The 21,307-nt window shown below is 75.2% G+C and carries 15 protein-coding genes and 1 pseudogene; 7 read left to right on the top strand and 9 right to left on the bottom strand.

Features of this window, described 5'->3' with window-relative positions:
* Window positions 1-1,035: 1,035 nt before the first annotated feature.
* Window positions 1,036-1,788, top strand: a complete 753-nt coding sequence (locus FHU37_RS10280; protein ID WP_179813912.1) for a PIG-L deacetylase family protein — start codon at window positions 1,036-1,038, stop codon at window positions 1,786-1,788.
* 61 nt (window positions 1,789-1,849) lie between these two features.
* Here FHU37_RS10280 and FHU37_RS10275 read toward each other — a convergent pair whose 3' ends face one another.
* Both FHU37_RS10275 and FHU37_RS10270 read right to left on the bottom strand, forming a co-directional pair.
* Window positions 1,850-3,454 carry an MFS transporter gene (locus FHU37_RS10275; RefSeq protein ID WP_312892533.1) on the bottom strand — a complete coding sequence of 535 codons (1,605 nt, stop codon included), beginning with the start codon at window positions 3,452-3,454 and terminating at the stop codon, window positions 1,850-1,852.
* Between the two features lie 318 nt (window positions 3,455-3,772).
* Window positions 3,773-5,008, bottom strand: a complete 1,236-nt coding sequence (locus FHU37_RS10270; RefSeq protein ID WP_179813911.1) for a DUF2637 domain-containing protein — start codon at window positions 5,006-5,008, stop codon at window positions 3,773-3,775.
* Between the two features lie 726 nt (window positions 5,009-5,734).
* Here FHU37_RS10270 and FHU37_RS10265 point away from each other — a divergent pair.
* The gene (locus tag FHU37_RS10265; RefSeq protein WP_179813910.1) at window positions 5,735-6,661 is read left to right on the top strand and encodes a coiled-coil domain-containing protein; all 927 of its coding nucleotides are present in this window, start codon (window positions 5,735-5,737) and stop codon (window positions 6,659-6,661) included.
* 163 nt (window positions 6,662-6,824) lie between these two features.
* Here the strand turns inward: FHU37_RS10265 and FHU37_RS10260 are convergent, their stop codons facing one another.
* The 3 genes from FHU37_RS10260 to FHU37_RS10250 all read right to left on the bottom strand — a co-directional run bounded on the left by FHU37_RS10260 (window position 6,825) and on the right by FHU37_RS10250 (window position 10,410).
* Window positions 6,825-7,100 carry a hypothetical protein gene (locus tag FHU37_RS10260; RefSeq protein WP_179813909.1) on the bottom strand — a complete coding sequence of 92 codons (276 nt, stop codon included), beginning with the start codon at window positions 7,098-7,100 and terminating at the stop codon, window positions 6,825-6,827.
* Between the two features lie 286 nt (window positions 7,101-7,386).
* Window positions 7,387-8,517 (bottom strand): lactonase family protein, encoded by a 1,131-nt coding sequence (locus FHU37_RS10255; RefSeq protein ID WP_179813908.1) that lies wholly within the window; start codon window positions 8,515-8,517, stop codon window positions 7,387-7,389.
* 168 nt (window positions 8,518-8,685) lie between these two features.
* Window positions 8,686-10,410 (bottom strand): PP2C family protein-serine/threonine phosphatase, encoded by a 1,725-nt coding sequence (locus FHU37_RS10250; protein WP_179813907.1) that lies wholly within the window; start codon window positions 10,408-10,410, stop codon window positions 8,686-8,688.
* Between the two features lie 189 nt (window positions 10,411-10,599).
* Between FHU37_RS10250 and FHU37_RS10245 the strand changes: the two genes are divergently transcribed.
* Window positions 10,600-12,342 (top strand): pyruvate dehydrogenase, encoded by a 1,743-nt coding sequence (locus FHU37_RS10245; RefSeq protein WP_179813906.1) that lies wholly within the window; start codon window positions 10,600-10,602, stop codon window positions 12,340-12,342.
* 27 nt (window positions 12,343-12,369) lie between these two features.
* On the opposite strand, the gene FHU37_RS10240 is transcribed toward FHU37_RS10245, so the two are convergent.
* Complete coding sequence (locus FHU37_RS10240) at window positions 12,370-13,431, bottom strand: LacI family DNA-binding transcriptional regulator (RefSeq protein ID WP_179813905.1); 1,062 nt, start codon at window positions 13,429-13,431, stop codon at window positions 12,370-12,372.
* 294 nt (window positions 13,432-13,725) lie between these two features.
* On the opposite strand from FHU37_RS10240, the gene FHU37_RS10235 reads away from it, so the two are divergent.
* Genes FHU37_RS10235 through FHU37_RS10225 form a run of 3 tightly spaced genes read left to right on the top strand, consistent with a single transcriptional unit; the run spans window position 13,726 to window position 16,843 of the window.
* On the top strand, window positions 13,726-14,877 hold the full coding sequence (locus tag FHU37_RS10235) for a Gfo/Idh/MocA family protein (RefSeq protein WP_179813904.1): 1,152 nt from the start codon (window positions 13,726-13,728) through the stop codon (window positions 14,875-14,877).
* 14 nt (window positions 14,878-14,891) lie between these two features.
* Entirely contained in the window at window positions 14,892-16,019 is a 1,128-nt protein-coding gene (locus tag FHU37_RS10230) for a dihydrodipicolinate synthase family protein (RefSeq protein WP_179813903.1), read from the top strand.
* Window positions 16,016-16,843, top strand: coding sequence for a sugar phosphate isomerase/epimerase family protein (locus FHU37_RS10225; protein ID WP_179813902.1), 828 nt, complete (start codon window positions 16,016-16,018; stop codon window positions 16,841-16,843). Before FHU37_RS10230 ends, FHU37_RS10225 begins: the two co-directional genes overlap by 4 nt.
* Before the next feature lie 176 nt (window positions 16,844-17,019).
* Here the strand turns inward: FHU37_RS10225 and FHU37_RS10220 are convergent, their stop codons facing one another.
* The 3 genes from FHU37_RS10220 to FHU37_RS10210 all read right to left on the bottom strand — a co-directional run bounded on the left by FHU37_RS10220 (window position 17,020) and on the right by FHU37_RS10210 (window position 20,315).
* A complete protein-coding gene (locus FHU37_RS10220; protein WP_179813901.1) occupies window positions 17,020-18,003 on the bottom strand; it encodes an endonuclease/exonuclease/phosphatase family protein in 984 nt (327 codons plus the stop codon).
* A 277-nt stretch (window positions 18,004-18,280) separates the two neighbouring features.
* Window positions 18,281-19,147 carry a siderophore-interacting protein gene (locus tag FHU37_RS10215; RefSeq protein WP_179813900.1) on the bottom strand — a complete coding sequence of 289 codons (867 nt, stop codon included), beginning with the start codon at window positions 19,145-19,147 and terminating at the stop codon, window positions 18,281-18,283.
* Between the two features lie 187 nt (window positions 19,148-19,334).
* Window positions 19,335-20,315: a carbohydrate kinase family protein gene (locus FHU37_RS10210; protein WP_179813899.1), complete on the bottom strand. Its 981-nt coding sequence runs from the start codon at window positions 20,313-20,315 to the stop codon at window positions 19,335-19,337.
* Between the two features lie 191 nt (window positions 20,316-20,506).
* Between FHU37_RS10210 and FHU37_RS10205 the strand changes: the two are divergent.
* Window positions 20,507-21,022 (top strand): annotated as a pseudogene (locus FHU37_RS10205) (GNAT family N-acetyltransferase); the annotation flags it as partial.
* Between the last annotated feature and the right edge of the window lie 285 nt (window positions 21,023-21,307).

The following is a 21,307-nucleotide window of genomic DNA, read 5'->3' as shown; positions in this document are numbered from 1 at the left end:
CTCACGGACTTGCGTAAACAAAGTGGTCGTGCGGTGCTACGGCTTCGGCGACGTGCGACGGGCGGCGGTCGGGCTGGGCGGCTCTGACCGGCCCGGCCACTTATGGGGACGCCTCCCGACGGATGCCGGGACCCCGTCGTCGCTGCCGTGTATCCGTTCCGAAGAGGCGGCAGCGCGAAAAGGGACGGCTTCCCTGACGACCCGTTCGGCGAAGTATACCCAAATAGTCATTTGATGATCCGGTGGCAGCCGGCGCGGCACCGCCGGCAAAGCGCGCAGGGGGGTGTTTCGCTCTGGGGCAATCTGTGAAAAGGCGAAAATTTTCGTCAGGTTCGGCCCGGGGCGCGACGGCCCGTGAGCGCCCGTCACCGTCCCCTCGTGCGGCCGTGACCGACGTATGAGCAGGGACGTAGGGCAACCCCAGGGAAGCGGTGGGACCGCAGGGAGTGCCGCCGGAGGGCCTCGGAATCGATCGTCACCGATGTTCGACTGGCCGTCGCGCCGGACCGTGTGATTTGCCGGAAGCATGCCCGGAACCAAGGTTAAACACGACCCCGGGATTCTACGCGGGATGAACCGGAAGAGAGTGCTCCGGCCTTTGGAAAGGCGGATACGGGAACACCGAACCCCATTTTCGGGCATGCCGGAAGAAAGCCTGACAGCGAGTCCGTCGCCCACTACCCTCCGCCAGGCGACCGGCGCCACCGCGGCGCTGAATACGCTCTCACGCTCCTTACACACCTGCCCCGCACATCGACTTCCACACCCCCCGATGTGGCTCTCCCCGCCCGATCGCGGCCCCGGCCGGCCGCAGCGGGGCTCAGGGCCGCCCAGCGCCGCGCCCGTCGGCAGGCCCCAGGCACGCCAGCGGCGGCCCAGGGCCGAGAGCCGGCGGCGGCCGTCGGCTCCGGGCCGCCGCCGTTTCGGCGCGGCCACCCGGGGCAGCAGCGTCCACGCCGGAAACCCCCGGCCACGACCCGCAAGGCGCCCGCCCAGAACCGCCGCGCCGCTCCCGCACATCCCCGGAGGTGCCCGGTGACCGGTCCCACCAGCAGCCCGATCGACACCCCCGGCACCCCGGAGGAGCTCTGGCGGCGGTGGTCCGGCTGGGAGCACTTCCCCGCCCTGGACCTCACCGGAGTCCGCTCCGCCGTGGTGATCGCCCCCCACCCGGACGACGAGGTGCTCGCCCTCGGCGGCACCCTGGCCCGACTCGCCCGGACCGGGGCGCGCGTCCGCCTGGTCGCCGTCACCGACGGCGAGACCTCGCACCCCCGCAGCGCCACCCTCACCCCCGGACGCGTCGCCGACGTCCGCATCGCGGAGACCTCCGAGGCCCTGCAGCGGCTCGGGCTGGGCGACGCCGAGGTCGTCCGGCTCGGCATCCCCGACACCCGGATAGCCCGGCACGAGAGCGCCCTGGTCGCCCGCCTCACCCGGCTGGTCGAGGGCTTCGACCTGTGTCTGGCCCCGTGGCGCGGCGACGCCCACGCGGACCACGAGGCGGCCGGCCGCGCCGCGCGGCGGGCCTGCCGGGAGCGCGCCGTCCGGCTCGCCACCTACCCGGTGGCGATGTGGCACTGGGCCGCGCCGGACGACCCCCGGGTGCCCTGGGACACCGCCGCCGCCGTGCCGCTCGACGACCGCGAGCGGGCCGCCAAGACCGCCGCCGTCGCCTGCTTCACCAGCCAGCTCTGGCCGGCCGGCCCGGGCCCGGAGGAGACGGCGATCCTGCCGCCGCAGGAGGTCGCCCACTTCGACCGGGAGGTCGAGGTGGTCTTCCGCTGAACCGCCCCGGCTGCCCCCGGCCGCCGGGCCGCCCGCCCGGCCCGCCGGGCCGCCGCGCGGGTCAGCCCACCGGGTCGCCCCGCCGCCGGCTCGCCAGCAGGTCCCAGCCGCCGATCACCAGGGCCACCAGCACGAAGCCCACCGAGACCAGCAGCCCGCGGTCGTAGGCGTCCGCCCACACCTGGCTGTCCCCACCCGCCGTCCGGCCGCCCAGGCGGCCGAAGAACACCGCGCCCACCGCCGCGATCCCCACGGCCGAGCCGATCCGCTGCGCCGTCTGCAGCACCCCGCCCGCGCTGCCGGCCTGGCGCACCGGCACCTCGGACAGCGTGAGCGTCTGGTTGGGGGAGATCACCAGCCCGCTGCCCAGCCCGGCCAGCAGCAGGGGCAGCGCGGTCGCCAGCCCCGCCCCGCGGCCCGGGACGTAGTGCACCGCCACCATCGAGCCGGCCAGCCCCACGGCCACCAGCACCAGCCCCAGCACGACCAGCCGCCGCCCGTGCCGGGCCACCAGCCGCCCGCCCAGCGCCGCCGACACCGCGCTGCCCAGCGCGAACGGGGTGATGGCCGCGCCGGCCTGGAGCGGGCTGTACCCCTCGCCGCTCTGCAGGAACAGCGTGAAGACGAAGAAGATCGAGGTGAAGCCGGCGAAGTAGAAGCCGGCCAGCACGGCACCGACCCGGTAGGAGCGCAGCCGGAACAGCGCCAGGTCGACCACCGGCTCCGCCCCCCGCCGGCCCTGCCGGGCCTCCCACAGTGCGAAGGCGCCCAGCAGCCCCAGCGCGAGCGGCACCAGCAGCCACTTCGCGGGGCTGGTCCAGTGCTCCATCTGCAGCAGCGGCAGCAGCAGCGTCACCACGCCGGCGCCCAGCAGCAGCACGCCCAGCGGATCCAGCCCGCCGCCGCGCTTGCGCGGCCGTCCCGCCGGGTGCGCGCCGGCGGCGCCCGAGGCGGCCGGCGACGCGGGCGGGCCGGCGGGGCGCGGCTCGTGCGCCGGCAGCAGCCGCGCCGCCAGCGGCAGCGCCACCAGGCCGATCGGCACGTTGACGTAGAACACCCAGCGCCAGCCGTCACCCGAACCGCCCAGCGCGATCAGCACCCCGCCGAGCAGCGGGCCCACCGCGGTGGACAGGCCCACCGTGGTGCCGAACATGCCGAACGCCCGACCGCGCTCGGCGCCGCGGAACATCTGCTGGATCAGCGCGCTGATCTGCGGGGTCAGCATCCCGGCCGCCACGCCCTGCACCAGGCGCGAGACGACCAGCCAGGGGCCGTTCACCGCCAGCCCGCAGACCGCGCTGGCCAGCACGAAGCCGGCCAGGCCGATCATGAACATGGTGCGCCGCCCCAGGGCGTCGCCCAGCCGCCCGGCCGGCACCAGCACCAGGCCGAAGGTGAGCGCGTAGCCGGAGACCACCCACTGCAGGGTGCTCTGCCCGGTCTCCAGTCCGGTGCCGATCGAGGGCAGCGCGACGTTCACGATGGAGACGTCCAGCAGGGACATGAAGCCGGCGGCCAGGCACACCGCCAGGGCCCGCCAGCGGTTCGGGTCGCCGCCCGGGCGGGGGTGCGAGCCGGCGCCGGGGGCCGGTCCTCCTCCCGGGGCGGGGGTGCCTTCGGGGTGCGGAGGGCCGGCGGGCGTGCCGTGGGGCGAACGGGGGGTCACGGTGCGTGCTCCGTCGGGTCAGCGAATCGTGCGGGTCCGAGCGTGCCGTCCGGTGCGGTCCGGACGGACACCCACGAACCTTCCCGGGATCCTTTCCCGGTCACGCCCGGGGAGCACGGTTGTTGACCCCCATGGGCCACTCGGCCCACCCCCGCCGGGGCCCGCACCCGCCCGCTCCCCACCCCGGCCGGCGCCCACACCGGCCCCCGTGCGGCCCGGCCACCCGGGCCGCACGGGGCCGCGGACGCGCCACGGCCCCGGCGCGCGGGGCGCGACCGGGGCCGTGGTCGGCGGTGAGCCGAACGGGGGCGGTACGGATCAGCCGTACTGCCGCTCCAGGTCCTTCAGCTTCTGCTCCAGCGAGTCCAGCCGGGGCAGCGAGAGGGTGTCGTCCTCGGCCGTCAGGTCGACCGAGCGGCGACCGGAGCCACCGCTGGACTCCCAGGACGAACCGGAGGAGGCACCCGACGCGGAGGCCGACGGCTCGTCGGAGGCGGACGCCGGCACCGGCTCCAGGGTGGGCCGGCCGCCCTCGCGCCCGGAACCCAGCGCGCCGAGCCCGGAGAAGCCCGGCCGGCGGCGCTCCAGCGCCGGGCGCGCCGCGGTCTCGGCGGCGGCCTCGCGGCCGCCCTTGTCGCCCGCGGGGGCCTCGGCCAGCCCGGCCGAGGCGGCCGGGGGCTCCATGGCGAGGCCGTCGCCGCCACCGGGCAGCGCGGGCAGCGCCGCCACCTGGCGCCCGCCGCGGCGACGGGAACCGCCGTGCCGCTGGAGCGCCTTGGCCTGCGCCTTCTCCCGCTTGGAGATCATCTTCTGGCGGTCCCGCTTCTCCTGCTTCAGCCGGCGGTCCTCGCGGACCTCCTCGACGGCCTCGTCCAGGGTGCGCACGCCCTCCAGCAGCATCAGCGACCAGGCGCCGTAGGTCTCCCGGGGGGCGCGCAGCCAGCGCATCATCCGGATCTGCGGCAGCGGGCGCGGCACCAGGCCCTGCTCCCGCAGGGCGGCCCGGCGGGTCTGCTTCAGGGCCCGGTCGAAGAGCACGGCCGCGGCCAGCGACATGCCGGCGAAGAACTGCGGGGCACCGGCGTGCTCGTCGCCGCGCGGCGCGTGCACCCAGTTGAACCAGGCCGAGGCGCCGGCGAAGACCCAGACCAGCAGGCGGGAGCCGAGCGCCGCGTCACCGTGGCTGGCCTCGCGCACCGCGAGCACCGAACAGAACATCGCGGCGCCGTCCAGGCCCAGCGGCACCAGGTACTCCCAGCCGCCGGACAGCTCCAGGTTCTGCCGACCGAAGCCGACCAGGCCGCGGAAGGACAGCGCCGCGGCGACCGCGGCCACCGCGAACAGCATGACGTAGGAGGCGATGCCGTACACCAGCTCCTTGCGACGGCGGCGCTCCTCCATCCGCTCCCAGGAGTCCCCGGTGTCCGTGGAACCGGCGGCGGCGGCCTTGGCGCGCAGGTTGCGGGCGCGCAGCAGGGCGAGCACCGCGACCGCGATGAGCACGACGCCCGCGCCCGTCAGCACCCAGCCGGACGGTATGTCGGAGTTGGTCATCCTTGGTTGTGCCTCACTCTTCGGCGGAACGCCGGGCGGTACGTCGGCACGCGGTGGAGGGTGCGCGCCACGGCCGCCGGACGCCCCGACAGCTTCGGTGTGTGACTTCTTCGGACGTCGCACGGGAAGTGCGCAAAGGCCCTGCGCCCGTGCGGTCAGCGTCGCGTCGCGGTCCGTACCGGAGGCGGCGGCAGGCGGACCGTGGCGTCGTGACGGGCGTGCGCAGGGAAACCCGGAGCGGCGCGGCCGTGTGCGCACAGTAGCGCGCAACCTCCGTACGGCGCCGGGCGGGTGACACACTATCGGGCCGCGGCGGTTCCTTCGGCGTGAACGGCGAGACCGGGGCGTAACTGTGTGCCCAACTGTGACCGTTTGACACCCGTGATGCCGCATCCGGCCAACCGCGGTGGCGTGCGGAAACGATTCGGCGGACGAGTGGCCGTCCGTACACTGGCCGTTTCGCCGCCCGCCACCGGTTGTCGCTACAGTGGCCGGACCGGTCCGCCACCCCGTGTACCGAACGGTGTTCGGCACCCTCGGTCGTGCCCTGCCCAGGGCGCGGCCGCCCGCACCCGCCGGGACCCGGCCGCTGCCCGGACCGGTCCCCTCCCCCTGCGCGCCCGATCGGGCTGGGGCGGTGCCCGGCCGTCGGGTCGGGACCGGGGGCCCAGGCGGGGGCCCGGCCCACCCGCCGTCATGTTCCGTCAGCCCTCCGACAGGAAGCTCATGAGCGACACACAATCAGCGCACGGCTTCGACATCGTGCGCCGCGGGTACGAGCGGGCGCAGGTCGACGACCGTCTGGCCAAGCTGGTTGCCGACCGCGACAGCGCGCTAAGCCGGATCAAGGCCCTGGAGCAGCGCATCGAGGAGCTCCACCTCGAGTCGCAGGCGGTGCAGGAGCAGGTCTCGGACGACGGCCCGTCCTTCGCCGGGCTCGGCCCCCGGGTGGAGAAGATCCTGGCGCTCGCCGAGGAGGAGGCCGACGACCTGCGGGCCGAGGCCGGAAGCGCCGCGGAGGAGATGCGCCGGCTGGCCGAGGAGGCCGCCCGCCAAGCCCGCGCGGACGCCGAGGCGTTCGCCCAGGCCCGTCGCTCGGACGCCGACCGGGACGGCGACCGCATCGTGGACATGGCCACCGAGAAGGCCGGCCAGCTGCGCGCGGAGGCCGCCAAGGACGCGTCCGCCAAGCGCGAGGAGGCGAGCGCGCTCTTCGAGGAGACCCGCGCCAAGGCCGCCCAGGCCGCCGCCGACTTCGAGACCAACCTTGCCAAGCGGCGCGACCAGTCCGAGCGGGACCTCGCGGCCCGTCAGGCCAAGGCGGAGAAGCGGCTCGCGGAGATCGAGCACCGCGCCGAGCAGCTGCGCATGGAGGCCGAGAAGATGCGCACCGACGCCGAGCGGCGCGCCCGGCAGACCGTGGAGGCGGCGCAGCGGCAGTCCGAGGACCTGCTGTCGGACGCGAACGCCAAGGCGGAGCGGATCCGCAACGAGTCCGACCGCGAGCTGGAGGCGCTGGCCAACCGGCGCGACAGCATCAACGCCCAGCTCACCAACGTCCGCGAGATGCTGGCCACGCTGACCGGCGCGGCGGTGGCCGCGGCCGGCGGTGGCGCCGAGGACGGCGACCTGGTGACCTCCGCCTCCGAGTAGGCGTCCGGCCGCCCCGCGGGGGCGCGGGCGCCGCAGCGGAGGGGCCGCGACGGTGACGGCCGGGGGCGGAGCCACGGGGTACGTGGCTCCGCCCCCGGCCGTCGTGCCGGTTGGGGTGCGTGGAGGGCCGGTCCGGCCGGTCCGGCCGCCTGTCGGCGGGCGGTCACATGCTGCCGCCGCCCCCTCCGTCGCCGCTTCCGCCGCCCCCGCCCCCGTCGCCGCCCCCGCCGTACTCGGGGCCGGAGTGCCAGCCGCCGTCGCCGTAGCCGCCCCCGCCGCCGCCCCATTCGCCGGGCGAGCGGCCGACCCGCACGACGCGGCGCCGGCCGCCGCCGCCCCGGGCGGCCACCACGACCACCACCAGGATCACCACCAGGGTGAGCGGGACCAGCACGGCCAGGGCAAGCACGATGATTTCCGGCAGGCCCAAGTTGATCATCGATTACCTCCTGCTGCGATTGCCGACGCCGACCTCGACCACGATCACCCCGACCACCGCGACGAGGAGGACCACGAGCCCGACCAGGATCCCCACCAACCACGCGAGCATCCGGACCACCTTCCTTCCGGAGGCGAGCGACGCGGACCCGCCCGGCGGGCGCGCCCGGAGGTGGGGCCCGTCCCGGTGGAGCGGGCCCCCCGTCGCCGTCGCTCGTGGGGGTGTGGTCCCCGGAGCCGCGGGTCGACGAACCCGGTTTGAGTGTTCTCTGAGGAAGGGACGCGCCTCACCGGGCGCCGGGTTCGCCCTGGCGCGGCCCGTCGGGCGCCGGTCGGGGGGCGAGCAGGCAGGCCACCCCGGGCGCCGGGAGCGTCGTTCCGGTGGGCTCGGGCACGCCGGAGGCGGCGTCCAGGCGCAGCACGGTGACCGCGCCGTCGTTCTGGTCCGCGCTGTACAGGTGCCCGGCGTGCTCCAGCAGGTCGCGGGGCCAGGCGCCGACGGCCGTGTCGGCCAGCGGCCGCGGGCCGTCCGCGGTCACCGCGAAGGAGGTCACGCAGTCGGCGCCGCGGTTGGAGACGTACAGCGTGCGCGCGTCGGCGGACAGCCGGACGGCCGCGGGGTAGTTGTCGGCGTCCGGGGCGCGCAGCGTCGCCGGGACGGCGCGGCCGACGGCCAGCCGCCAGTCCTGTCCGGGGCGTTCCGGCGGGGCCGGGCGCAGTTCGGTGACGGTGGAGTCGAGTTCGCCGACCACGAACAGGCGGCCGTCCGGGTGCTCGGCGAGGTGCCGCGGCCCGGTGCCCGGCGGCAGGGTGGCGCCGCCGGCCGGGCGGGTGCGGCCGTCCTCGGTGACGGTGTGCAGGAGCACCTCGTCGGTGCCCAGGTCCACGGTCGCCAGCGTGCGGCCGGTGGGGTCGGCCGCCAGGAAGCACACCATGTGGGCGTGCGGGCCGTCCTGGCGGTCGGGGTGCGGGCCGGTGGGCGCCTGGCTGCGCAGGGTGTGGACGGCCGGGCCGGGGCGGCCGGCGTCGTCCAGCGGGAGCAGGGCGAAGACGCCGTCGCCGTAGTTGGCGACGGCCAGCCAGCGGCCGTCCGGGGAGGCGGCCAGGTGGCACGGGTACCCGCCCCTGCTGGACACCTCGCCGATCGCCTCCAGGCTGCCGTCGGCCTCCTCCCGGTAGGCCACCACCGCCCCGGCCTCCTGCTCGCGGACCGCGTACAGCACCGGCAGGCGGGGATGGCGGGTCAGCCAGGAGGCGTCGGGGGAGTGGGCCAGCGTGCCGGCGGACGCCGCGGGGCGGCCGGGCGCGGCGGGGCGGAGGGCATCGATGCCGCCCGGGCGGTCCGCCGGGTCGTCGGTGTAGCGACCGAGGAGTATCAGCGCGTGCTCGGCCGTGGCCTGGCGCCTTCGCGGTGTCACCGTCAGTTTCCTTCCCTGCCGCCGGGTGCGGCGTCTCGTCCCGAAGAGCATGCCGTGTCCCGGTCAGGGGCGGTCACCCGGGGCGGTGCGGTGCCCGTCGGGGCCGACGACGCCCGGTTGTTGCGGGCGCTCGCCCTCGGGGCTGCGGGGGTTTCCCGGCGGGACGCGTCAGCCCGGCGCTAGGCGGGCCAGCAGGAGCGCGACGTCGTCGTCCTGGCCGATCTCGTGTCCGAGCACGGTCACCAGGTGATCGGCGAGCTGCTGGACGTCGTGGGCCGGGCCGCGGCACAGCGCGGCCTCCAGCAGCGCGGTGCCCTCCGAGATGTCGTGGGTGTGCGACTCGACCAGGCCGTCGCTGCACATCACCAGCACCTCGTCGGGGCCGACGTCCAGCCGGGTGCCGGGGTACTCCGGTGGGGCGAGGGAGCTGGGGAAGCCCAGCGGCAGGCCCCCGGCCACCTCGATCCGGCGGCAGGCGCCACCGGACTGGCGCAGCAGCGGCTCGGGGTGGCCGGCGCGCACCGCCTCGGCCGCGCCGGTCGCCGGGTCCAGGGCCACGTACAGGCAGGTGGCGAACAGGTCGGTCTCCAGCTCCTCCATGAAGAGCGAGGCCCGGGTCAGCACGGTCGGCGGGGCGTGGCCCTCGGTGGCGTAGGCCCGCAGCGCGATCCTGACCTGCCCCATGATCGCCGAGGCGTGCACGTCGTGCCCTTGGACGTCGCCGACCACCAGGCCCACCCGCCGCCCAGGCAGCGGCACGACGTCGTACCAGTCGCCGCCGACCTCGCGGCCGGTCTGGGCCGAGCGGTAGCGGACCGCGATGTCGGCGCCGGGCACCGGGGGCACCCGGCCGGGCAGCATCACCTGCTGCAGTCCGGTGGCGAAGTGGTGCTCCTCGTCGTAGAGCCGGGCGCGCTGCAGCGACTGGGCGGTCAGGCTGCCCAGCACGGTCAGCACGGTGCGCTCCTCGGTGTCGAACTCGTGCTTGTCGTCCCAGCTCACCCCCAGGGTGCCGATGGGGCGCCCCTGGGCGACCAGCGGCAGCACCGCGGCGGCGGAGCGGCGGGTGTGCTTGATCAGGTCGTAGACCTCGGGGAAGCGGCGGCGGAAGTCGTCGCGGTCGGTGAGGAAGAGCGGGCGCGGGTGCCGCACCGCCTCGGCGACGGGCCACAGGTCGGTGATCCGCCGGGTCTCCAGCGCGGCGACGAACCGGGCGTCGTAGCCGCGGGAGCCGATCAGCCGCAGCTTCCCGTGCTCCAGCAGCGACACCGAGACGCCGTCCGCGCCGAGGGTGGCCAGGCCGTGCTCGCCGAGCAGCACGTCGGTGACGTCCTGGACGGTCAGCGCCTCGCCGAGGGCCAGGGTGATGCCCTGGACCAGCTCCGCGTGGCGGCGCCGGTTGCTCTCGGCCCGCTCCCGCCGGGTCCGCACCTCCAGTTCGGTGGTGACGTCGCGCAGGACCCCCACGATGCGCTCGGGCCGGCCCGTGGGGCCCCGGGTGACCCGTCCCTCGGCGCGGAGCCAGCGGGTGCCGCCCCCGGGCGGGAAGACCCGGAAGTGCGCGCTGTAGTCGCCCCCGCCGTGCAGTGCCTGGGCCTCGCGGGCGGTGAGCACGGTGGTGTCCGGTTCGGGGAGCAGCGCGGCGAACTCCTGCGCGGTCAGCGTGGCCTGGTCGGCGGGCAGCCCCATGAGCCGCCGGGCGACCGCGTCCATCCGCATCCGGCGTTCCCGGAGGTCCCACTCCAGCACCCCGATCCCGTTGAGTGACAGCGCCTCCGCCGTGTCCGGTGCTGCCGGGCGGGCGGGTGCTGGGGTGTCGCCGGCCATCGCCGCCCTTCCGCCGGGCCGTTGCTGCTGGGAACCGTGGTCGATGGACGCGGGGCGCCTCGCCACGCAGGGATGAAACAGGACGATACTGACATTTCCCCCAGGTGGCGAGGAAGCTCACCCCCCGGTCCCTGCTCCGGGCGGGGGACGGCGGGTGTGAACGGGGGCGCGCCGGGTAGCCGTCGGCGTCGGCCCGCCGCTCCTCCTCGCCGCCCCCGGGCGGGGGAGCCCCCGACGCGTGGATGAGGTCCCCTGATGGCCAAGCAGAGCATCGCCGAGCAGTTCGTCGACGTCCTCGCCCGGGCCGGCGTGCGCCGCCTGTACGGGGTCGTGGGGGACAGCCTCAACCCGGTGGTGGACGCCGTGCGGCGGCATCCCGGGATCGACTGGATCCAGGTCCGGCACGAGGAGACGGCGGCCTTCGCGGCCGGCGCGGAGGCGCAGCTGACCGGGCGGTTGGCGGCCTGCGCCGGCTCCTGCGGCCCCGGGAACCTCCACCTGATCAACGGGCTGTACGACGCCCAGCGCAGCTCGGCGCCGGTGCTCGCCCTGGCCTCGCACATCCCGTCCAGCGAGATCGGCACCGGCTTCTTCCAGGAGACCCACCCGGACCGGATCTACGCCGAGTGCAGCGAGTACTCCGAGATGATCACCTCCCCGGGGCAGATGCCGCGGGTGCTGCAGGCCGCGATCCAGCACGCGGTCGGCGGCCCGGGGGTGGCGGTGGTGTCGCTGCCCGGTGACGTCGCCGCCCAGGAGGTGCCGCGGACCGCGTACGAGCTGACCACCACGGTCTCCCGGCCGCTGGCCCGCCCGTCCGACGTGGAGGTGGCCCAGCTCGCCCGGATGGTGGACGAGGCCGAGCGGGTGACCCTGTTCTGCGGGCGGGGCGCGGCCGGGGCGCACCCGGAGGTGATGGCCTTCGCCGAGCGGGTGAAGGCGCCGGTGGGCCACGCCCTGCGCGGCAAGGAGCACATCCAGTACGACAACCCGTACGACGTGGGGATGTCCGGCCTGCTCGGGTACGGCGCGGCCTACGAGGCGATGCACGAGTGCGACCTGCTGATCCTGCTCGGCACCGACTTCCCGTACAACGCGTTCCTGCCGCAGGACGTGCGCACCGTGCAGGTCGACATCCGGGCGGAGCACCTGGGCCGGCGGACCAGGCTCGACCTGGCGGTCTGGGGCGACGTGCGGGAGACGCTGCGCTGCCTGACGCCGCTGGTGCGGGAGAAGACCGACCGGCGGTTCCTGAACCGGATGCTCCGCCAGCACGCCGACGCCCTGGAGGGCAAGGTGCGCGCCTACACCCGCAACGTGGAACGGCACGTCCCGATCCACCCGGAGTACGTGGCCGCCATCCTGGACGAGGAGGCGGCCGACGACGCGGTCTTCACCGTGGACACCGGGATGTGCAACGTCTGGGCGGCGCGCTACCTGACCCCGAACGGCCGGCGGCGGGTGATCGGTTCGTTCGTGCACGGCTCGATGGCCAACGCGCTGCCGCAGGCCATCGGCGCGCAGTTCCTGGACCGGGACCGGCAGGTGGTGTCGATGTCCGGGGACGGCGGGTTCTCCATGCTGATGGGCGACTTCCTCACCCTGGTGCAGTACGACCTGCCGGTGAAGGTGGTGCTGTTCAACAACTCCTCGCTGGGCATGGTGGAGCTGGAGATGATGGTCTCCGGGCTGCCGGCGCACGGCACGGCGTACCACAACCCGGACTTCGCCGCGATCGCGGAGGCGGCGGGGGTGAAGGGGGTCCGGGTGACCAAGCCCAAGCACGTCCGCCAGGCGCTGCGCGAGGTCCTGGCGCACGACGGCCCGGCGCTGCTGGACGTGGTCACCGACCCGAACGCGCTCTCCATCCCGCCCAAGATCACCGCGGAGCAGGTCACCGGCTTCGCCCTGTCGGCGGGCAAGATGGTCCTGGAGGGCGGCGTCGGCCGAATGGTGCAACTGGCCAGGTCCAACCTGAGGAACGTGCCACGCCCCTGATCGCGGCTCAGCGGCGAGCCCTGCTGATCAGTCCTCGGTGGAGCGCTCCGGGGCGGGGCCTACGGAACGCCGTACCAGCAGTTCCGTGGGCAGGGTGAGGAGGCCGCCCGGGGGCATGGGGCGGCTGCCCACCGCGAGCTTGCCGGCCTGTTCGCCGGCCTGCCGCAGCGGCACCCGGACCGTGGTGAGCGACGGGGCGGCGTCCAGGCTGAACGGCAGGTCGTCGAAGCCGGCCACCGAGACGTCCTCCGGGATCCGCAGGCCGCGCTCCCGCAGCACCGCGCAGACGCCGAGCGCCATGGTGTCGTTCGCGGCCACCAGCGCGGTGACGCCGGGCTCGCGGCGCAGCAGCTCCAGCGCGGCGTCGTACCCGGACGCCCGGGAGTAGTCCCCGGCGGCGACCAGGCGCGGGTCGTCCGGCAGGCCGGCATCGGCCAGCGCCTGGCGGTGGCCCTCCAGGCGGTGCCGGGTGGTGGTGCGCTCGGCGGGGCCGGTCACGTAGCCGATCCGCCGGTGGCCGAGGGCGATCAGGTGCGCGGTGAGCGCGCGGGCCCCCTCGCGGTTGGCGAAGGTGACGGTGGCCACCGACGGCGCCGCGGCGGCGTCCAGCTCGCGCATCGGCGGCCGGCCGCACAGCACCACCCGGCACCCCTGCGCCGACATCAGCGACAGCTGCGAGGCCACCGCCCGGTTGTGCTCCGGATCCTCCACGGACCCGCCGGTGAGCACCACGGCCCCGGCGCGCTGCCGCTGGAGCAGCTTGAGGTAGGTGAGCTCCTGCTGCGGCGAGCCGTCGGTGTTGCAGACGATCGCGAGCAGTCCGCCCGCGGCCGCGGCGGACTGGATGCCGCTCGCCATCACCCCGAAGAAGGGGTCGGCCATGTCGTTGACCAGCACGCCCAGCATGTCCGAGGTGGAGGCGGCCAGCGCCCGGGCGTGGCCGTTGATGACGTAGTTCAGCTCGTCGACGGCGCGCTCCACCCGCCGGCGGGTCGCGGCGGCGACCGGGTAGTTGCCGTTCAGCACGCGCGAGACGGTGGCGGGCGACACCCCGGCGCGTGCGGCGACGTCCGCGAGCGTCGTGGCCAAAGCGCTGCTCCTGCTGTCCGGGCCTCGGGGGCATCAGCCTCGGGGGCACCAATGGTCTGCTCACGAAGATAGCAATCGCTTTCCGGCCCGGGCAAGCGCCGGGGAGGGGCAGGGTGTCCGCGGATGACCGCGACGGCGGGCCGGATGTCGGGCAAGCGCTTCCGCAACGCTTTCGGGGGATTGACGGCATACGGCAGCCCATCTAACGTTCGGGACATCAGCAAGCGCTTTCTATTCGTGGTGAGCGCCCCTTCCACCAGCCATGACCCCACCAGCCATGACCGAGGAGACGACGTGACCCGCAGGACCATCGGTATCGCCATGAACGGCGTGACCGGCCGCATGGGCTACCGCCAGCACCTGGTGCGGTCCATCCTGGCCATCCGCGAGCAGGGCGGCGTTCCGCTCGCCGACGGCACGGTCATCTGGCCCGAGCCCGTCCTGATCGGCCGCAACGAGAGCAAGATCCGCGCGCTGGCCGAGCGCCACGGCATCGAGCAGTGGAGCACCGACCTCGCCGGCACGCTGGCCCGCGAGGACATCGAGATCTACTTCGACGCCCAGGTCACCTCGGCCCGGGAGAAGTCCGTGCGCGCCGCGATCGACGCCGGCAAGCACATCTACTGCGAGAAGCCCACCGCCGTGGACCTCGACGGCGCGCTGGAGCTCGCCCGGCACGCCCGCGCCGCCGGCGTGCGCACCGGCGTGGTCCAGGACAAGCTGTTCCTCCCCGGCCTGCTCAAGCTCAAGCGGCTGATCGACGGCGGCTTCTTCGGCCGCATCCTCTCCGTGCGCGGCGAGTTCGGCTACTGGGTCTTCGAGGGCGACTGGCAGGAGGCCCAGCGCCCCTCCTGGAACTACCGCAGCGAGGACGGCGGCGGCATCGTCGTCGACATGTTCCCGCACTGGGAGTACGTCCTGCACACCCTGTTCGGGCGGGTCAACAGCGTCCAGGCGCTCACCGCCACCCACATCCCGCAGCGGGTGGACGAGAACGGCCACACCTACCAGGCCACCGCCGACGACGCCGCCTACGGCATATTCGAGCTCTCCGGCGGCATCATCGCCCAGATCAACTCCTCCTGGACCACCCGCGTCGACCGCGACGAGCTGGTGGAGTTCCACGTCGACGGCACCGAGGGCAGCGCCGTCGCCGGCCTGCGCAACTGCCGCGTCCAGCACCGCTCGCTCACCCCGAAGCCGGTGTGGAACCCCGACCTGCCGGTCACCGAGTCCTTCCGCGAGCAGTGGTCGCAGGTCCCGGACAACGACACCTTCGACAACGGCTTCAAGGCCCAGTGGGAGCTGTTCCTCAAGCACGTCGTCGCCGACGAGCCGTGGTCCTGGGACCTCCTCGCCGGAGCCCGCGGCGTCCAGCTCGCCGAGCTGGGCCTGCGCTCCGCCCGCGAGGGCCGCCGCCTCGACGTGCCCGAGCTGACCCTGTGACCCGGGGGGACGAGATGACCGACACCACCAGCACCGCCGCCGCGGCCGGGCCCGCCTCCCGCGTGGTCTTCGCCGCCGCCCACGTCGTCGCCGACACCGCCGCCGACACCACCCCCGACAGCCCCGCGGCGCTCGACTGGGACGCCACCCTGGCCTTCCGCCACCACCTGTGGCAGCTCGGCTTCGGCGTCGCCGAGGCCATGGACACCGCCCAGCGCGGGCAGGGCCTCGACTGGCCGGCCGCCGCCGAGCTGATCCGACGCAGCGCCAAGGAGGCCGCCGCCGTCGGCGGCTCCATCGCCTGCGGCGTCGGCACCGACCAGCTCACCGCCGCGCCCAGCGGCCCCAACCCGCTGGACGAGATCGTCGCCGCCTACACCGAGCAGCTCGACGTGGTCCAGGAGGCCGGCGCCCAGCCCATCCTGATGGCCAGCCGGCACCTCGCCGCCGTCGCCAAGGGCCCGGAGGACTACGCCGCCGTCTACGCCCGGCTGCTGGACCAGGCCGACCAGCCGGTCATCCTGCACTGGCTCGGCCCCATGTTCGACCCGGCGCTCACCGGCTACTGGGGCGACGCCGACCTCGACGCCGCCACCGAGACCTTCCTCGGCGTCATCGCGCAGAACTCCGCCAAGGTCGACGGCATCAAGATCTCCCTGCTGGACGCCGAGCGGGAGATCCAGCTGCGCCGCCGGCTCCCCGAGGGCGTGCGCTGCTACACCGGCGACGACTTCAACTACCCCGAGCTGATCGCCGGGGACGAGCAGGGCTACAGCCACGCCCTGCTGGGCATCTTCGACCCGATCGCCCCGCTGGCCGCCCGTGCCTTCGGCGCGCTCGACGCCGGGGACACCGCCGGCTTCCGGGAGATCCTCGACCCCAGCGTGGAGCTCTCCCGCCACCTCTTCGCCGCGCCCACCCGCTTCTACAAGACCGGCGTGGTCTTCCTGGCCTGGCTGGCCGGGTACCAGAACCACTTCCGGATGGTCGGCGGCATGGAGGGCGCCCGCTCGGTGCCGCACCTCGTCAAGGCCCACCGCCTGGCCGCCGAGCTCGGCCTGCTGCCCGACCCGGAGCTCGCCGAGCACCGCCTCGGCCTGCTGCTGGAGGTCGCCGGCAACCCCAAGGGGGTCGGCGCGTGAGCGTGCCCCGCTTCTCCCTCAACTCCCAGACCATCAAGCAGTGGAGCCTGGAGGAACTGGTCTCCGGCTGTGTCGCGGCCGACGTGAGCGCCGTCGGCCTGTGGCGTGAGCCGGTGCAGGAGTACGGCCTGGAGCGCGCCGCGAAGCTGGTGCGCGACGCCGGACTCTCCGTCACCAGCCTGTGCCGCGGCGGGTTCTTCACCGCGACCGACCCCGCCGAGCGCGCCGCGAAGCTGGACGACAACCGGACCGCGATCGAGGAGGCCGCCACCCTCGGCACCGACACCCTCGTCCTGGTCAGCGGCGGCATCCCGCAGGGCGGCACGGTCGGCGACGCCCGGTCCATGGTGGCCGACGCCCTCGCGGAGCTCGCCCCGTTCGCCGGCGAGCACGGCGTGCGCCTGGCCATCGAGCCGCTGCACCCGATGTTCTGCTCGGACCGGTGCGTGGTCTCCACCCTCGGCCAGGCCCTCGACCTCGCCGCGCCGTTCCCGACCGAGCAGGTCGGCGTGGTCGTGGACACCTACCACATCTGGTGGGACCCGCAGGTGCGCGAGCAGATCGTCCGCGCCGGCCGGGAGGGACGCATCGCCTCCTTCCAGGTCGCCGACTGGATCACGCCGCTGCCGGAGGGCGTGCTGCTCGGCCGCGGGCAGCTCGGCGACGGCGCCATCGAGATGAGGGCGCTGCGCGAGGTCACCGACGAGGCGGGCTGGGCCGGCCGCCCGATCGAGGTGGAGATCTTCAACGAGGCCCTGTGGAGCCGGGACGGCTCCGAAGTGCTCCGGGAGACCCTGGAACGCTTCACCGAGCACGTCCTGTAACGGCGGTCCGGGCACGGGCGGCGCATACCCTCGCGCCGCAGCGCGCCGCCCGTGCCCGGCCGCCCATCCCCGCCCGTCGCATCCGGGCCCGCCGGCGTTCCGGTGTCGTGCGGACCCGGAGCGGTCGGGGCGGGCGGGGATCCAACCACCGGGAGGCAACACCAGGCGGGGACGGGTCAGTCGACCGGGTGGAAGTCCACCTCCGCCAGCACCGCCCGATGGTCGGAGCCGGGCAGGTCGGTGACGGAGACCGCCCGCACCCGGAACTCCTCCGACAGCAGCACGTGATCGATCGGCGTGCCCAGGCCCAACGGCCCGTGCCAGGTCGGCGTCAGATGCCGGCCGGCCGTCTCCGCCGCGTCGAAGAGGCCCCCCTCGGCTAGGATCGCCCGGAACCCGGAGTGGTACCGGGTGGCGTTGAAGTCCCCCGCCAGAATCGTCGGCCCGCCCTCCGCCGCGCGCCTCCGCGCGAACTCCCGCACGTTCCCGAGCTCGGCGCTCCAGCGCCCCACACCGTCCGGGAGCGGCGGCATCGGGTGCGCCACCTGCACCCGCACCTCCTGCCCGGCGATGGTCGCCACCGCGCCGGGCATGGCCAACAGGCCCGGAACGTCCTCCGCCGGCCGCAGCGGATGGCGGCTGAGGATCGCCGAGCCCTCGCCGCCCGGGGCCGTCCGCAGCAGACGGTGCGGATAGGCGGCCAGCAGGTCCGGCCGCTGGAGCCGCTCGCCGCAGGCCGTGTCGCACTCCTGGAGCGCCACGATGTCGGGCCGCTGCCCGGCCAGCAGGTCCACCAGCGCATCGGTGGCCGTGCCGAAGAGCAGATTGGCGGTCAGGATCCGCAGCCGGGTGGCCACAGGCGCGGGGCTCGCCGCCCCCTCGGCGGTCGCCGGGCCCGGCGCCGGCACCAGCAGCCACCCCACGCCGATGGCCGCCAGCAGCGCCCAGACCACCCCGACCGGCCAACGCGCCACCGCCGCCAGCAGCAGCGCGAGGCCGGCGGGCACCAGCAGGTAGGGGAAGAACGCCAGCAGCTGCGCCCACGGGGTGACGTCGTCCCAGCCGAACGCGCGGCACAGCAGCGGCAACGTGGTCCCGCCGAGCAGCACCACCGCGAGGGCGGCGGCCAGCCGGCGCCCCGGCCCGCTCGGCAGGAGCACCAGCCGCCCGGCGAGCCGCCGGCCCCGCCCGCGCCGGGCTGCGCCGTCGCCGCCCGGGGGCGCCGGCGACCCCGGACCACCCTCAGGGGGCGGGGCCCCGCCGGGCCCCGGCCCGACGGCCGGAACTCCGGCGCCCGACACTCCGGCGCCCGGTACTCCGCCGGACGCCGGCTCACCCACCGGTCGCCGCTGATCCTGTCGCAATCGCTCGCCCTCTCGCCTCGGCCCCCTCCTCCCAGACTCGCAGCGGCGCGGCCCGGGTTCCGGCAACGAGGGATCAGGCGTCGCCCGCGACCGCCGCGGCCATGGCCTCGTTCCGCAGGTCCTCCTCGCTCGCCCCACGGCGCCAGTAGCCCACGAAGGTGACCGACCGGCGGTCCAGGCCCCGCTCGCCGACCAGGTGGCGGCGGAGCGCCCGCACCGTACCCGCCTCACCGGCGATCCAGGCGTACGGGCTGCCGGCCGGCAACTCGGCCGCGCCCACCGCCTCGACCAGGCCCCGGCGGCGGTCGGCGGGAGCGTCCCGGGGCAGCCAGGTGATCTCGGCGTCCGCCTCGGTGGGCAGCGGCCGGGCGTCCTCGGCGTGCGGGACCTCGATCCAGACCTTGGCCCGGGTCCCGGCGGGCAGCCAGGCCAGGATGCCCTCGACCGCCGGCAACGCGGTCTCGTCGGCGGCGAGCAGCACCCAGTCGGTGCCCGGCACCGGCTGGAAACGCACCCCGGAGTTCTCCGGGACCGCCGGACCGAGCACGACGACCCGGTCGCCGACCCGGGCCCGGGCGGCCCAGCGGGAGGCCGGGCCCGCGTCGCCGTGCAGCACGAAGTCGATGTCGATCTCGTGGTCCGGCTCGCGGCGGCTCTCCCGGACGGTGTACGACCGCATCACGGCGCGCACCCCGTCGTCGACGGCCCGCCAGGCGGCGAACCAGTCGTCGCAGTCCTCGGCGGGGAGGACCGGCGCCGGCTGCCCCGGCTGCGGCAGGAACAGCGACAGGCTCTGGTCACGGCCCCCGCCGGCGAACGCGCTCAGCGACTCGCCGCCGAAGGTGATCCGCACCACCGACGGCCCGAGCCGCGCGGCCCGTACGACGCTCAGGTCGAAGAAGCGGAACGGGTTGGCCGTGATCGTGCTCGTGCCGCTCATGAGCGCTGCTCTCCTCGGGGAAGCCCCGGTGCCTCGGGGACGCCGTGCCGTGGGCCGGCCGAGCGTCCCCGGGACCGGGTCGGTCGCTGGTTAAGGCCAACCTAACCTCACCGCCCGTCAGGGGCTCGGCCGGCCCCCGGTTCCGCCCGCCCGGCCGGCGCCCGGCCGCCGCGCCGCCGCGCCGGGGCTACGCGTTCGCGGCCTCCGCCCCGGTGGCCTGCACCCCGCCGGCCCCAGCGGCCTCGGCCAGTTCGTCGGAGGTGGGCGGCATGGCGCCGCTGCGCGAGCAGGTGATGGCGGCGGCCAGCGCGGCGTGGCCGACCACGGCGGTCAGCTCCTCCCCGGTGATGGCGCGCAGCGCCTCCCGGCGCTCGCCGCCGAGCAGCCCGTGGCTGCCGAGGGCGTCCAGCAGCCCGGACATGAAGGAGTCGCCCGCGCCCACGGTGTCCACCACCCGCACCGGCACGGCGGGGCGGTCCACCGCGCCCGAGGCGGCCACCGCGTGCACGCCCTCCCCGCCACGGGTCACCGCCACCAGCGCGGGACCGCTCGCCTGCCAGCGCGCGGCCACCCGCTCCACCGGCTCACCGGGGTAGAGCCACCCCAGGTCCTCGTCACTCACCTTCACCACGTCGCTCAGCGCCACCAGGCGCTCCACCCGGGCCACCGCCCGCTCGTGCGGCTCCATCAGGGCCGGCCGGCAGTTCGGGTCGAAGGAGAGCGTCACCGCCCCGCGCTCCCGCTCCCGGCGGAACAACTCCTCCACGGTGTCGGCGCCCGGCAGCATCGCCGCCGCGATCGACCCGGTGTGCAGCACCACCGCGTCCGCCGCGAGCTCGGGCAGCCCCGGCAGCTCCCAGTCGATGTGGAAGTCGTACGAGGCCGCCCCCTTGGCGTCCAGCGCGACCAGCGCGGTGCTGGTCCGCCGCTCCGCGCCGTCGGCGGCCGGGTCCAGCTCCACCCCGGCCCCCAGCAGGTGCTCGCGCACCAACTCCCCGAGCGGGTCCGGCCCCAGCTGGGTCACCAGGGTCGCCGACCGGCCGAGCCGGGCCAGGCCGAAGGCCACGTTCGCCGGGCTGCCCCCCGGATGCGCCACGAAGGTGCGCCCGTCGGGCTGCCCCACCAGGTCCACCAGAGCCTCGCCGACCACCACGTACCGCTCGGACATGCCGATCCCTCCCACCTCACCGACTCGGATCGCGCAGCAGCCTACGTTGTCCACACCCGTCCCACGGCCCTCGTCCGAAAGGGTGATCCGTCCGGCACCGGAAAAGCCGGAGACAACCGGCGCGGCCGTCGCCGAGGATGGGCCTGCCCACACGGCCGACCAGCCGTTTTCCCACCGACCCCGGGAGTTCACGACCGATGCCCACGACCTGGCGGACCCGACCGGAGACCGAGCTGGACCGCGACGCGGTACGCGCGGTGAACCTCGCGGCCTTCCCCACCGCGCTGGAGGCCGACCTGGTGGACGCGCTGCGCCAGGACGAGGCGTGGCTGCCCGGCCTGTCCTGGGTGGCCGAGGCGGCCGACGGGACGGTCGTGGGGTACGCGCTGCTGACCCGCTGCCGGGTCGACGACTCCCCGGCGCTCGCCCTCGCGCCGGTCGCCGTGCACCCCGACCACCAGCGCCGGGGCGTCGGCGATGCCGTGGTGCGGGCCGCGCTGGCCGCCGCGCGGACGCGCGGGGAGCCCCTGGTGCTCGTCCTCGGCCACCCGGAGTACTACCCGCGCTTCGGTTTCACGCCCGCCTCGGAGCGCGGCATCGCCCCGACCTTCCCGGTGCCGGACGAGGCCATGATGGCCCTGGTGCTGGACGAGGCGGCGCCGATCCCGAGCGGCACCATTCATTACCCGGCCCCGTTCGGGGTCTGAGGCGCCGCGAAGCGGGGGCGGGGCGCCGGCCCCGATTTCCGTTTGGGGTGTACGGCTGCCTTTTGTCGGGGGCGCAAGGGGGTATTTTTCGGCTGTGGACAACCATGAACCCCCCTGGTCAATTGGGGTACCGCAGGGGGTGGGGGGAGCGCAAGGGGGCAATTCTGGGCTGTGGATAACCGCGAATCCCCCTGGTCAACTGGGATAGCGCAGAAGACGGGGCGGGCGCAAGAGGGCAATTCTCGGTTGTGGATAACCGCGAACCCCCTGGTCAATGGGGATAGC

The organism is Allostreptomyces psammosilenae, from assembly GCF_013407765.1.
GTDB lineage: Bacteria > Actinomycetota > Actinomycetes > Streptomycetales > Streptomycetaceae > Allostreptomyces > Allostreptomyces psammosilenae.
This window is presented reverse-complemented; position numbering and strand designations above follow the sequence as displayed.